The 13820-nt window shown below is 61.4% G+C and carries 10 protein-coding genes; 2 read left to right on the forward strand and 8 right to left on the reverse strand.

From position 1 onward, the window contains the following. Window positions 1-2: 2 nt before the first annotated feature. From Q666_RS40505 to acnA, 7 genes are all read right to left on the reverse strand, one after another. Complete coding sequence (locus Q666_RS40505; RefSeq protein WP_023002749.1) at window positions 3-998, reverse strand: stage II sporulation protein M; 996 nt, start codon at window positions 996-998, stop codon at window positions 3-5. Continuing rightward, complete coding sequence (locus Q666_RS40510) at window positions 998-2239, reverse strand: DUF58 domain-containing protein (protein ID WP_051990082.1); 1242 nt, start codon at window positions 2237-2239, stop codon at window positions 998-1000. The genes Q666_RS40505 and Q666_RS40510 overlap by 1 nt, the downstream gene beginning before the upstream one ends. A gap of 53 nt (window positions 2240-2292) precedes the next feature. Then, window positions 2293-3249 carry a MoxR family ATPase gene (locus Q666_RS40515; protein WP_023002751.1) on the reverse strand — a complete coding sequence of 319 codons (957 nt, stop codon included), beginning with the start codon at window positions 3247-3249 and terminating at the stop codon, window positions 2293-2295. After that, window positions 3239-4561: a hypothetical protein gene (locus Q666_RS40520; protein ID WP_023002752.1), complete on the reverse strand. Its 1323-nt coding sequence runs from the start codon at window positions 4559-4561 to the stop codon at window positions 3239-3241. Before Q666_RS40520 ends, Q666_RS40515 begins: the two co-directional genes overlap by 11 nt. After that, window positions 4558-5214 (reverse strand): DUF4129 domain-containing protein, encoded by a 657-nt coding sequence (locus Q666_RS40525; protein WP_023002753.1) that lies wholly within the window; start codon window positions 5212-5214, stop codon window positions 4558-4560. The genes Q666_RS40520 and Q666_RS40525 overlap by 4 nt, the downstream gene beginning before the upstream one ends. A gap of 142 nt (window positions 5215-5356) precedes the next feature. Next, window positions 5357-5746: a VOC family protein gene (locus tag Q666_RS40530; protein WP_023002754.1), complete on the reverse strand. Its 390-nt coding sequence runs from the start codon at window positions 5744-5746 to the stop codon at window positions 5357-5359. 317 nt (window positions 5747-6063) lie between these two features. Next, complete coding sequence (gene acnA, locus Q666_RS40535; RefSeq protein WP_023002755.1) at window positions 6064-8739, reverse strand: aconitate hydratase AcnA; 2676 nt, start codon at window positions 8737-8739, stop codon at window positions 6064-6066. A gap of 489 nt (window positions 8740-9228) precedes the next feature. Between acnA and Q666_RS40540 the strand changes: the two genes are divergently transcribed. Together Q666_RS40540 and Q666_RS40545 are read left to right on the forward strand one after the other, a co-directional pair. Then, window positions 9229-12021: a bifunctional aconitate hydratase 2/2-methylisocitrate dehydratase gene (locus Q666_RS40540; protein ID WP_023002756.1), complete on the forward strand. Its 2793-nt coding sequence runs from the start codon at window positions 9229-9231 to the stop codon at window positions 12019-12021. A gap of 200 nt (window positions 12022-12221) precedes the next feature. Continuing rightward, window positions 12222-12821: a hypothetical protein gene (locus tag Q666_RS40545; RefSeq protein WP_152533288.1), complete on the forward strand. Its 600-nt coding sequence runs from the start codon at window positions 12222-12224 to the stop codon at window positions 12819-12821. A 370-nt stretch (window positions 12822-13191) separates the two neighbouring features. Here the strand turns inward: Q666_RS40545 and queF are convergent, their stop codons facing one another. Beyond that, window positions 13192-13659, reverse strand: coding sequence for a preQ(1) synthase (gene queF / locus Q666_RS40550; RefSeq protein WP_006937960.1), 468 nt, complete (start codon window positions 13657-13659; stop codon window positions 13192-13194). Window positions 13660-13820: the final 161 nt, after the last annotated feature.

Here is a 13820-nt window from a genome sequence, read left to right on the forward strand (position 1 = left end):
TCTCATCGCCGGCTCCGGCCTCCCAACAGGAACCAGGACAGCCAGAGCGCACCGATCCCCCAGCCGATGATCAGCCGTGCGTCAAGGCTTTGCACCAGTTGCCGGCCGAAGCCTTCCAGAAGTGCGGCCGCCACCAGCATGATGGCTGCGACAATCGCCAGTTTCACGGCATCGCGACCGGCTTCGCGCAAGGCAACGCTGCGCGATCTGTCACCTGGAAAAAGCACCGCGGCCCCCAGTTGCAACCCGCCGCCGCAGGCAATGCAGATGGCCGAGATTTCGGTGACGCCATGGATCGACAGCCAGCCGACGAGATCGAGACCCAGACCCCGGTCGACGTGAAGGGCGAGGAAGGCACCGAGCGACAGGCCGTTATAGAATGTCAGCAAGACGGCAGGGGCGCAGGCAAAGACACCAAGACCGAAAACGAAGATCGCGATGCGGGTGTTGTGGGAAAACAGATAGGTCGCGAAGGCACCGAGCCCGCTTGCCTGGTCGGTGCCGTAGATGACCGAGCGCAGGGATTCCGTGGTCGCGTCCGGCCCACGGTTGCCGGCAAGTTCGGCCGGCATCATCACGTAGAACCAGTCGTTGTTCTCGAAATAGAGCAGATAACCCGTGAGGGCACCGAGCGCCATGCACAGGAACCCGATCAGAATGTAGAACCAGGACCGGCGCATCGCCCGAGGCGCGCCTTCCCTCAGGAAGTGCTCCAGCAGGCCTCCAAGCCGTTCCTGCGGGGCGTAGACGCACAGATATGCACGGGCCGTGAGCGCTTCCAGATAGCCGAGCAGGGCCTTGTCGAGCGAGATTTCGCGGGCAATCGCGAGCGAGGTCGTCGCCTGCCGGTAGAGAGAGGCAAGGTCGCGGGTCTCTGCAAATTCCATATGCTGAAGGCCCTGGCCTTCGGCCTTGCGAACCAGCGTTTCCAGCCTCTGCCAGTCGGCTTCCCGCTCCTTTCGGAACCGGGCGGAGCGCATCAGATCCTGTGTGTCCATCAGATCAGCTCCCGGGCCTTGATTTCAAGATAGGCGGAAATCAGCCGCGCGGTCACGGCATTCGGTTTGGCGTCGACGATGGTAACGCCCATTCGGGACAGTTTTTCGAACACCAGGCGGCGTTCATTGAGTGCCTGGTTGGCGGCGACAAGCGTGGCCGCGCCATCGAGATCTCCCGGCGCTGTTTCCACCAGCTTCTCAAGGTCGGGATCGCGGATCGCGACGAAAATCAGCAGGTGCCGCTTGGCCAGGATGCCGATGTTCTCCACCAGCAATTCGGCCGATGTGGTGTCGACGAAATCAGTGAAGATGATCAGCAGGCTGCGTTTGGGCGTCCGGGCGTTCAATTCGGTGAGCGCGAGGGTGTGGTTGGTTTCGCGGCTGACATAGGAAAGCTCCGCCGTCCAGCTGCGCAGCCGTGCAAACGCCGTTCTGCCCGGAGCGGGTGCGGAGAAGGTGCGCGGTTTGACGTCGTAGGAATAATAACCGACCAGATCGCCGCCAATGGCAGCCGCCCAGGCGGTCGCCAACGCTGCGGTTACGGCGTGGTCGATCTTCGGCAGGCCGCCGATCTCCTCGCGCATCAGATAGCCGTTGTCGAGTGCGACAATGACATGGTGATTGCGCTCGGCGCGCAATTCCTTGGCGACCAGAGATCGCCGTCGGGCCGACCGCTTCCAGTCGATCGTCTTGATGTCCATGCCCTGGACGAAATCCCGCAGTTGCTGGAATTCCGATCCTTCACCGACAGCGCGGTTTTCCTTCACGCCGTAAAGCGTCGAAAGAACGGTGGTGGTGATCTGCCCGGACTGGACCATGCGGATGTTCGGGACCACGCGGATTTCTGCGCCGACGGCCAGTTTCGGCACGAACTCCAGCAGTTTGAGGCGCGAGTGCCAGGATAGCCAGAGATGGTCCACGCGCCAGACGCCGCGCCGGATCGCCCGGCAGGCAACCTCCGCCCGCGAGCTGCCGTCCGCTGCCGGGGCAAACGCGAACTCCGCGTCACCGCCGAGGCCTTCCGGCCAGTCCAGTTTCGCTCGCAGGGCCAAGGGCGCCCGGGCAAGTTCCAGTTGAAGCTTTGCCGTCTCGCCGACAAATACCTCCGCCGGAGCCTCGAACGTCAGGTTCTGCGGTCGCCGGAGTGACATGGCCATGTCGATGACGACCAGAAGCACGAGCACGATCCAGGGAACCGCGCCGATTTCACGCGCAGCGCCCCCGGTGACAACCGTGATCACCGAGATGGCCAGAGCCAATGCGCTAAAGGCGAGCAGTCGTTTGGATGGCCGGATCAGCGGGGAGCCTCGATCTGGTTGAGGATGTTTTCCAGGACCTGCGCCGGGCTGCGGCCTTCGATTTCCGCCGCCGGGCCGAGAACGATCCTGTGGCGGAGGGCCGGCACGAAGAGGCGTTTGACGTCGTCGGGAATGGCGTAATCGCGTCCGTTGAGCGCCGCCGTTGCCCGTGCCGCACTTGCCAGCGCGTCGGCCGCGCGGGTCGAGGCACCGAAGGCGATTTCGGAACTTTGGCGGGTCGCGCGGATCAGGCGCAGGATATAGGCAAGGATGTCATCCTTCAGGATGATGCTGTCGACCAGCGCCCTTGTTTCCTCAAGGGTGGTGGAATCGAGCACCTTGGACAGCGTGGCGGTTTCCATGCCGGCTTCCAGCGGCTTGTCCGCGTGCTGGCGCAGGATCGCCATCTCGATGTCTTCGGGCGGGAAGTCGATCACCAGCTTGAACAGGAACCGGTCGAGCTGGGCTTCCGGCAGGGGATAGGTGCCCTGCTGCTCGATGGGGTTCTGCGTTGCCACGACAATGAATTCCCGTCCGAGGGAATGATCCGTGCCGTCGATGCTGACCATGCGTTCGCTCATGGCCTGCAGCAGGGCGGCCTGGGTCTTGGGCGGGGCGCGGTTGATTTCGTCGGCCAGCAGCACCTGCGAGAACACGGGGCCCTTGGTCAGCACGAAGGCGTTGGTGCGGAAATCGAAGATCGAGGTGCCGAGCACGTCGCCAGGCATCAGGTCCGGCGTGAACTGGATACGGCCGAAATCGAGTGCCAGAGCCGCCGAGAAACTGCGGGCAAGCAGCGTCTTGGCGGTGCCGGGAGGGCCTTCCAGCAGCACGTGGCCGCGGGCAAACAAGGCGATCAGCAACAGGTCGATGATGTCGTCCTGACCGAGTACGGTCCGGCCGATCTCCGTCCGCAAGGCATCGGTCCGTTCGCGCAGCGCTTCAAGCGTCATGGGTTATTTGCTCCAATACCTGTTCCAATTGGTCGATTTGCTGGATGGCTTCCGTGGCTGGAAGCCGGGCAGGCAGTTTTCGTATGTCGGCCAGGATCGCGCGCAGGCGCGGTGCAAGGGCCGGATGCCGGCGTTCGGTGTAGGTCAGGAAGGCGTCTTCCCCGGCATAGTGGCGGGCATGGGCCGGACCGAACAGGGCAGAGGCCGTCGCCGAAATACGGGCGGTGGCATATTCGCGAATGAGAGCGCCATCCTGCCCGGAAAGCCGCATCAGCCTTGCGCGCGCCTGGACCGCCAGATCCTTGCCGGCGCCAGGTCCTGCCTCTTCGTCGCGGATGGGGCCGTAGCGGATGAAGCTGCGCCAGAGCGCCAGCCCCAGCAACAGTGCTGTGCCGAGCCACAGGGTGAGGAAGGGCGGTCCGAAGAAACGGAGCAGATCTTCCCAGGTGCGCTCGCGCTTGGGTTCGCTCACAGGATCGCGCAGCCAAGAAGAGCGGCTGTAGTCGATGACGATATTCCGGGTGCCGGCCTTTTCGGTCAGAACATCAAGGGCAATGCCGGCATTGTCGCCCAATCGCAGGCCATGGTTGTTGATCAGGTCCGGATCGGACAGCACCAAAATGCGCTCCTGTTCGCCGTCACCGGCATCGGCGAGCGGGCAATCGGCCAGCAGCATTGCGCCGGTGTCACCGACGATCGGGCGGCAGGCCTCGTTGGCAAAGGTCTGGGCGGCGTAGATCTCCGCCCGCAAGGGCTCGCCTTGCTGTGACTGGTACCGCAAGTCGGAGAAGGGCCGACTTGCGGCGGCAATTTTCGTGCCGCTGGTGCCGGTCACCTTGTTGACGATTGTCTGCAGCCGGTCCGTTTCAACCTTTAGGAAAGGGTGGGCAAGGCCGGTCAGGCGCATGCCGCTGCGCCATTTCGGCAGCACAAGCAGGGTTGGAACACGCTCGGCCTTTTCCAGGACGACGGCGGTCGCCAGATCGTATTCGTCCTGCTGCAGCAGCAGTTCTTCCTTGGTGCGCGGGCTGCTGCGTTCGCTGTCCGGCAGCGTATCGTAAAGCGGTACCACCAGCAGGCCGACCGCTGTCTGGTCCATCAGCCAGCCGCCGGCAAAATTCTGCGCACTGGCCCCATTTGTCGCCAGCCAGACCTGCAGTCCGTCCAGCCCGGCGGGCGAGCGGCGCAAGACCTGCTGGCGCTGGGACAGGATGTACCAACCGGCAATCAGAACCGCGACGCAGATCAGTGCGATGACGGCGGTTTCCAGGCTCGGGCCCTTCGGCCGCGTGTTTGCAGCGCTCTCGCTCATGCCGCCTCCGGGCCCAGCAGGTAGCGGCAGTTCGCAACGTGGTCGTTGAACTCGTCTTCGCTGACGTTTCTGCCGCCGAATTGCACTCGTTCGGCCATGGTCACGAGCTTGCGCAGCAGTTCCCTCGCCTGGCTTTCGGGCAACTGGCGCAAGGCGTCGCGTGCCGTCCAGCTGCGCTGCATCAGGATGCCGTTGGCTGCAATGGCGGTGGCCAGCACCTTTTGCGTCAGCAGCACAAGGGCTCTCTGCCGATCTTCCATGCGCAGGATCTCGTCAAGCGGGGCGAGTTTTTCCGCCCAGACCGGGGCCTGTCCGCGGATGCGGGGGCGGGTGCTGTCGGGGTTGCCGGCCTCCCGGCCTAGCGACACCGTGAACCGTCCACCGAAGCGCAGGAAGAAATAGGCAACGGCAACAAGGATGCCGCCTACGATCAGGCCCGGAATCCAGCGGTTGTCGATGGTCGGGTCTGCCTGATCCGCCGCAGGTTTCGGCGGTTCCTGGGTGGTGTCCAGTTTGGGTGGCGGTGCGGAGGGGTCGAAATAGGCCACGTCCGTATCGATCCCGCGCAGACGGATTGCACGCAGGTACTCCGTGCCCGAGTCGCCGATTTCAAGCGGTTCCTGAACGGCTTCTTGTGCATATGAGGGGAGCAAAGTCCCTGAAAGGATCAATAAAAAACAGACGATCAAAAATCGGCGCATGACGGGTTTATTAGCGGCTCGGTCTGAGCTTCGCAACCGACAGCTGCTGCTACGGTTCCGTTAGGATCTCGCTCCCCGTTTTTACCCAGGGCATTCACTGCCCGATCCGCTCCAGATGTTCGCCGAAATAGAGCATGTTCCCGTCCGGGTCCCTTGCGCCGAATTCGCGCATGTCCCAGGGCCGGTCGGTGATCGCCTCGGCGATATCGGCGCCCGCTTCTGTCACCGAGGTGTAATAGCCGTCGATCCCGGCCACGAAGCAGTAGGCCGTCGCCGGATGCCGTCCGGCCCCGGCCGACAGATGCAATTCGACATGGTCCCGGCACAAAATGGCATAGCGGACGGGCTCGGCCTCCGTATCCGCCCATTCGAACCGGCTCTCGAACAGGAGCCTGTTCCGGTAATAGGCGACTGCCGCCTTCAGGTCGGAAACCGGAAAAACCGGAGCGATATGGGAGAGATGCGGTGGTTTGGTATCTGGCATGAGGAAACCTCCGGAACTGCCTGAGGTTGAGCCTGACGGACTTTTCCACCAGTGGCAAATAACAAAAGCGCCCTGCAGCGCAGCTGCATGGCCCGATCCGGAATCCAGTGAATCAGCGTGAGCGAAAGCGAGCGCAAACTCAAACAAGCATCCGACACTTAAAAAAGACGCGCCTGCAGCGCGAAGCATGCGCTGGGTTCCGGATCAGCGCGCAACTTCGCTGCACTTGTCCGGAATGACCCACCGGGGTTGGTTATCCAAAAAAAACGGGCCCCTAAGGGCCCGCTTCGATCTCACCTGACTTGAAAAGCCAGCCCTCAGCTCGTCACGAGGTTCCTGAGCACATAGTGCAGAATGCCGCCGGCCTTGATGTATTCCAGTTCGTCCAGCGTATCGACACGGCACAGGCATTCGATGGTCTTGGTGGTGCCGTCCTCATAGGTGACTTCGACGTCCATCATCTGGCGTGGCTGGATGTCGGCGATGCCCTTGATGGTCACGCGTTCCTTGCCGGTGATGTTGTGCGACTGCCAGCTTTCGCCTTCCTTGAAGGTGAGCGGGATGACGCCCATGCCGACCAGGTTGGAGCGGTGGATACGCTCGAAGGACTGGGCGATGACCGCACGCACGCCAAGGAGGTTGGTGCCCTTCGCGGCCCAGTCACGGGACGAGCCCGTGCCGTATTCCTTGCCGGCGAAGATGACCAGCGGAACACCTGCTTCCTTGTATTCCATGCAGGCGTCGTAGATCCATTCCTTCTTGCCGTCCTTCATGGTGACGCCGCCTTCGACACCCGGAACCATCTGGTTCTTGATGCGGATGTTGGCGAAGGTGCCGCGCATCATGACTTCATGGTTGCCGCGGCGCGAGCCGTAGGAGTTGAAGTCCTTCTGGGCGACCTGATGCTCGGACAGGTATTTGCCTGCCGGGCTGTCCAGCTTGATCGAGCCGGCCGGTGAAATGTGGTCGGTGGTGATCGAATCCAGGAACAGGCCCATGACCGCCGCATTCTCGATGTCCTGAAGCGGCTTCGGCTCCATGGTCATGCCTTCGAAGTAGGGCGGGTTCTGGACGTAGGTCGAGGACACCGGCCAGGAGTAGGTCAGGCCGCCTTCCACCTTGATGCCCTGCCAGTGCTCGTCGCCCTTGAAGACGTCGGAATAGCGGGTGCGGAACATCTCCTCGTTGATCGAGGCGCGGATGAGGTCGGTGATCTCTTCCGTGGTTGGCCAGATGTCCTTCAGGTAGACCGGGTTGCCGTCCTGATCCTCGCCGAGGGGATCCTCGGTGATGTTGATGTTCAGGTTGCCTGCAAGGGCATAGGCGACCACCAACGGCGGTGAGGCCAGGTAGTTGGCGCGCACGTCCGGATTGACGCGACCTTCGAAGTTGCGGTTGCCGGACAGCACCGAGCAGGCAATCAGGTCGTTGTCGTTGACCGCCTTGGAGATCGCCGGGTCCAGCGGACCGGAGTTGCCGATACAGGTGGTGCAGCCGTAGCCGGCCAGCGTGAAGCCGAGCGCGTCGAGGTCGTCCTGAACGCCGGCCTTTTCGAGGTAGTCGGTCACCACCTGGGATCCGGGCGCCAGGGAGGTTTTCACCCATGGTTTCACCTTCAGGCCCTTCTTCAGCGCGTTGCGGGCCACGAGGCCGGCGCCGATCAGAACGGACGGGTTGGAGGTGTTGGTGCAGGACGTGATAGCGGCGATCACAACGTCGCCGTTGCCGATGTCGTAGTCCTTGCCTTCAACGGCAACGCGCTTGGACAGCTCGCCCGCCTTCTTGAACTCGTCCGTCATGGTCTTGGCGAAACCGGCTGCAGCATCGGCAAGATTGATACGGTCCTGCGGGCGCTTCGGTCCGGAAATCGACGGAACGACGGTGGAAATGTCGAGTTCCAGCGTGTCGGTGAAAACCGGCTCCTCGCCGCCGGAGCGGTACATGCCCTGCGCCTTGGAGTACTCGGCAACCAGGGCGACGCGGTCCTTGTCGCGGCCGGTGGCTTCCAGGTACTTCAGGGTTTCCTTGTCGACCGGGAAGAAGCCGCAGGTCGCGCCGTATTCCGGCGCCATGTTGGCGATGGTGGCCGCATCTTCCAGCGACAGGTTGTCGAGGCCGGGGCCATAGAATTCGACGAATTTGCCGACGACACCCTTCTGGCGCAGCATTTCCACGACGCGCAGCACGAGGTCGGTCGCGGTGATGCCTTCATTCAGCTTGCCGGTCAGCTTGAAGCCGACGACTTCCGGGATCAGCATGGAGATCGGCTGGCCGAGCATGGCGGCTTCCGCCTCGATGCCGCCGACGCCCCAGCCCAGAACTGCCAGGCCGTTGACCATGGTGGTGTGGCTGTCGGTGCCGACCAGCGTGTCGGGATAGGCGACGGTTTCACCGTCCTCGTCCCTGGTCCAGACAGTCTGGGCCAGATACTCCAGGTTCACCTGGTGGCAGATGCCGGTTCCCGGGGGGACGGCACGGAAATTGTTGAAGGCGGACTGGCCCCAGCGCAGGAACTCGTAGCGCTCGCGGTTGCGCTCGTATTCCAGTTCGACGTTCTGCCTGAAGGCGTCCTTGGTGCCGAAATAGTCGATCATCACCGAGTGGTCGATGACAAGGTCGACCGGAACCAGCGGGTTGACCTTTTCCGGGTCGCCGCCGAGCTTCACGGCAGCATCGCGCATGGCAGCAAGGTCGACCACGGCCGGAACACCGGTGAAGTCCTGCATCAGCACGCGGGCCGGGCGATAGGAGATCTCGTGATCGGACTTGCGGGTCTTCAGCCATTCGGCGCAGGCAAGGATATCTGCCTTGGTCACCGTGCGGCCGTCTTCGAAGCGCAGCAGGTTCTCAAGCACCACCTTCAGCGAGAACGGCAGCCTTGAAACACCTTCGAGGCCGTTCTTCTCCGCTTCGGGAATGGAAAAATAGGTGTAGGTCTTGCCGCCGGCGGTCAGTGTTTTCTTACACTTGAAGCTGTCGAGGGACTGGGTCACGACGTGCGATCTCCTTTATTGTCCAAAAGGCCCGGGCCGCGTGTGCGCCGGTGCCTGGCATACTCTCTCAAGGCTCCGGAAACGGAGCTGCAGCGCTCTGTCATCCGGCATCCTTCCGCGCGGATACGATGAGAGCCTCTCCCTCAGTCGCCGCCGCAAATTGATGCGCCGCACCTATAGCAATCTTTGGCTACGACCACCAGACACGACGCCGTCGCCGTTGTCGAGACTTCGGTTGAAGTTTCAGCCTCTTGAAACGGCATCGTCCGGAAATCGAAGCCAGAAAACACCTTCGGAAATTCGAAAATGCGATCTTGGGTGCATGCAGATGCGCCAACCGGTATATAGACATCATTTATTGGATGGGAAGATATTGCATACCATTGTATACTGAATTAAAACGCCGCTCAGCTAGCCTGTCCCGGCCCGCCAGACCTCACGGCGATCCGGAAGCCAGGCTTCAAACAACACCAGGACGCCGGGATCATCATGAGCTTGTATGAAGACTACCTGAAAGAGATCGAAACGCGCAAAGGCCAGGGTCTGCATCCCAAGCCCATCGAAGACGCCGCTCTCGTTGAAGAGATCGTTGCGCAGATCAAGGATACCGGTAACCAGCACCGGCAAGAGTCGCTCAAGTTCTTCATCTACAACACGCTACCGGGCACCACGAGCGCTGCCGGTGCGAAGGCGAAGTTCCTGAAGGAAATCATCCTCGGCACGTCTGTTGTTGATGAGATCACCCCGGCGTTTGCCTTCGAACTCCTGTCCCACATGAAGGGTGGCCCTTCCGTCGAGGTTCTGCTGGACCTGGCTCTTGGCGACGATGCCCAGATCGCCAGGGATGCTGCTGAAGTCCTGAAGACGCAGGTTTTCCTCTACGACGCCGATACGGACCGGCTGAAGGCCGCCCATGAGGCCGGCAACGAAATCGCCAAGGACGTTCTGGAAAGCTACGCTCAGGCCGAGTTCTTCACCAAGCTTCCGGACATCGACGAGGAAATAAAGGTCGTCACCTATGTCGCCGCCGAAGGTGACATTTCCACCGACCTTTTGTCCCCCGGCAACCAGGCGCATTCGCGTTCCGACCGCGAGCTGCACGGCAAGTGCATGATCTCCGAAGCGGCCCAGAAGGAAATCGAGGCGCTCAAGCTGCAGCATCCGGGCAAGCGCGTCATGCTGATTGCCGAAAAGGGCACCATGGGTGTGGGGTCGTCCCGCATGTCCGGCGTCAACAACGTCGCCCTGTGGACCGGCAAGCAGGCAAGCCCCTATGTTCCGTTCGTGAATATTGCCCCGGTCGTTGCCGGCACCAACGGCATTTCACCGATCTTCCTGACCACCGTCGGCGTGACCGGCGGCATCGGCATTGACCTGAAGAACTGGGTCAAGAAGCTGGACGAAAACGGCAAGCCGATCCTGAACAATGACGACAGCCCGGTTCTGGAACAGAAATATTCCGTCGAGACCGGTACGGTGCTGACCATCAACACCAAGACCAAGAAGCTCTACAACGATGCCGGTGACGAAGAACTGGCCGATGTCGCTTCCGCGCTGACCCCGCAGAAGGTCGAGTTCATGAAGGCCGGTGGTTCCTACGCCATCGTCTTCGGCAAGAAGCTGCAGAGCTTTGCCGCGGAAACCCTCGGCATCGAGATGCCGCCGGTGTTCGCACCCAACAAGGAAGTGTCGCACGAAGGCCAGGGCCTGACGGCGGTCGAGAAGATCTTCAACCGGAACGCTGTCGGCGTTGCGGAAGGCAAGGTGCTGCATGCCGGTTCCGACGTTCGTGTGAAGGTCAACATCGTCGGCTCGCAGGACACGACCGGCCTGATGACTTCCCAGGAACTGGAAGCCATGGCGGCAACGGTGATCGCACCGACCGTCGACGGTGCCTACCAGTCCGGCTGTCACACGGCTTCGGTCTGGGATCTGAAGGCACAGGCCAACATTCCGAAGCTTATGAGCTTCATGAACAAGTTCGGCCTCATCACCGCACGCGATCCCAAGGACGTCTATCACCCGCTGACGGACGTGATCCACAAGGTGCTGAACGACATTACCGTCGACGACTGGGCAATCATCATCGGCGGCGACAGCCACACCCGCATGTCCAAGGGCGTTGCCTTCGGTGCGGATTCGGGCACGGTTGCGCTGGCGCTGGCCACGGGCGAAGCAACTATGCCGATCCCGGAATCGGTGAAAGTGACCTTCAAGGGCACCATGAAGGATCACATGGACTTCCGTGACGTCGTTCATGCCACCCAGGCACAGATGCTGAAGCAGTTCGGCGACAACGTCTTCCAGGGCCGCATCATCGAAGTGCACATCGGTACGCTGCTCGCCGACCAGGCGTTCACCTTCACCGACTGGACCGCGGAAATGAAGGCCAAGGCCTCCATCTGCATCTCCAACGACGACACCCTGATCGAATCCCTGGAAATCGCCAAGAGCCGTATCCAGATCATGATCGACAAGGGCATGGACAACGCCAACAAGGTTCTGCAGGGCCTGATCGACAAGGCAGACAAGCGCATTGCCGAAATCCGCTCCGGCAAGAAGCCGGCCCTGACGCCGGACGACAGCGCGAAGTATTTCGCGGAAGTCGTGGTGGATCTGGACCTGATCGACGAGCCGATGATCGCCGACCCGGACGTGAACAACGAGGATGTCTCCAAGCGTTACACCCACGACACGATCCGCCCGGTTTCCTATTACCGCGGCGAAAAGAAGGTCGATCTGGGTTTCGTCGGTTCGTGCATGGTGCACAAGGGCGACATGAAGATCGTCGCCCAGATGCTCAAGAACCTCGAAAAGACCAACGAGAAAGTCGAGTTCAAGGCACCGCTCGTGGTGGCTGCGCCGACCTACAACATCATCGACGAGCTGAAGGAAGAAGGCGACTGGAGCATTCTGCAGAAATACTCCGGTTTCGAATTCGACGATAACTCGCCGAAGAACACCGCCCGCACCGAATACGAGAACATTCTCTACCTTGAGCGTCCGGGCTGTAACCTTTGCATGGGCAACCAGGAAAAGGCCGCCAAGGGCGACACGGTTCTGGCAACCTCCACGCGTCTCTTCAAGGGTCGCGTCGTGGAAGATTCTTCCGACAAGAAGGGCGAATCCCTGCTGGCCTCGACGCCGGTCGTGGTTCTTTCGGCCATCCTTGGCCGGACGCCGAGCCTCGACGAATACAAGGCAGCTGTGGAAGGGATCGATCTGACCAAGTTCGCTCCGCCGAACCAGAAGCCGCTCGACGCACGGTCGGTTCATTTCTAAGAGCAAGCTGCGTTCATTCAGAACACAGACGCAATCTGGGGCCGCCCGATCGATGCCGATCGGGCGGCCCTGCTGCATTTGCGGGTCAGGATGGGACGTTGAAGCCAACGAGGTGATTGTTTGGCGGCAGGAAAAAGTGTTCCATGGGAATGGCCGGTGATTTCGGCCGATTTCTTAAATTCATTTCCATGGGGGCTTTCATGAAATACCGCGTGCCCGCAGTTCTTTTTCTTCTTGCCGGCTCTATGCAGAGCGCACTGGCTGACCCGTGTCAGGATCGTTTCACGGAACTCTATCTGCAACTCGATCAGACGACGTCGACCAAGACCCAGGTGACCACCGCCTTCAAGGGCGCGCCGCCGACCACCAATGACTTTTTCTACCTGTCGCAGGATCACTATCTGACCGTGCCGACCTCACCGGAAGGCCCGTGGGTGCTTGGCTACGGCAACGTGCTCTACCAATCCGCGGACCAGGGGTCGACCTGGGAAAAGATCCGCGAGATGGACACCGGCCAGAACGCGGATCAGGCACGTGCCGACAAGGAAACGAACGCAGCCAGCATTCGCAACGCGGCCTGCAGCGAGGAAGAGCTGGAGGGTGAGGCCGTGGAGGTGGTCGCAGCGGATATCACCGTCAGCCAGGGCATGGTTACGGAAAACCGCTACACCTACTATGTCCGCCGCAGTGACGATTTCATCGTCAAGGCGATCTACGACAGCAAGGCCCCGTCGTTCGAAATGGTGACCACCCAGGTGATCGAAAAAGCCCCTGGCCTGAACCTGCCGGTGCCGCAATAAGGCAGCCAGCCAGTCGGAAGGATCGCGCGGCGGACGACGGGTGTACCGATTGCGCGGTCTCTTGCGGGGAACAACAGGTGTTTCTGGTAAGCGGATGGCAAGCGAGGCTCGCCCCACCCTCAGATGTCATCCCGGGCTTGACCCGGGATCCAATCCCCATCACGGCGAGCTCGGAAATCTCTATTGCGTTCAGGCAGTCGCTTTGAGCCTTGTGCAAGTCTTGAGGCTCTGGAAATGAGTGGGCCCCGGGTCTCGCGATGCTCGCCCGGGGTGACACTTCCGGGTGGGGTGCGGCCTGGCGTTGATCGATGGTTCCGAATTCCTGCCCGAACCTTGGGGTCGTCATATTCGGGGAGGCTGCCCGTTTGACTTAGCCGCGTCCGCGATAGGGGGCAACGCCCTGGTCGGGGATCCAGACGCCGTCCGGAGCGGGGCCGGTCTGGTAGAAGACGTCGATCGGGATGCCGCCGCGCGGATACCAATAGCCGCCGATGCGAAGCCACTCCGGATCGAGCAGGTCGACCAGGCGCTTGCCGATGGAAACCGTGCAGTCCTCGTGGAAGGCGCCGTGGTTGCGAAAGGAGCCGAGGAACAGTTTCAGCGACTTGCTCTCGACCAGGAAATCGCGCGGCACATAGTCGATCACCAGATGAGCGAAGTCCGGCGCACCGGTGATCGGGCACAGCGAGGTGAATTCCGGGGCGACGAAGCGGACCATGTAGCCCGTGCCAGCCTGCGGGTTCGGCACTTTTTCCAGAACCGCCTTGTCGGGATCGTCGGGAAGTTCGGTGGAAGACCCGAGCTGGGTCAGGTTCTCGTAGATGCTCTTGTCGGACATGACTGTCTCCTGATTTTGAGCCTGTTCCGGAGACACGCTTTTGCGCTGTCGGTGGATGGGCTCCGTGTTCTTGAATGAACTCGCAAAGGCCCAAAATTTGGGCTTTCGCTTCTCTACGCCCTCATCCTGAGGAGGACCGTCAGGTCCGTCTCGAAGGATGG

Source organism: Labrenzia sp. C1B70, from assembly GCF_000475395.1.
Taxonomy (GTDB): domain Bacteria; phylum Pseudomonadota; class Alphaproteobacteria; order Rhizobiales; family Stappiaceae; genus Roseibium; species Roseibium algicola.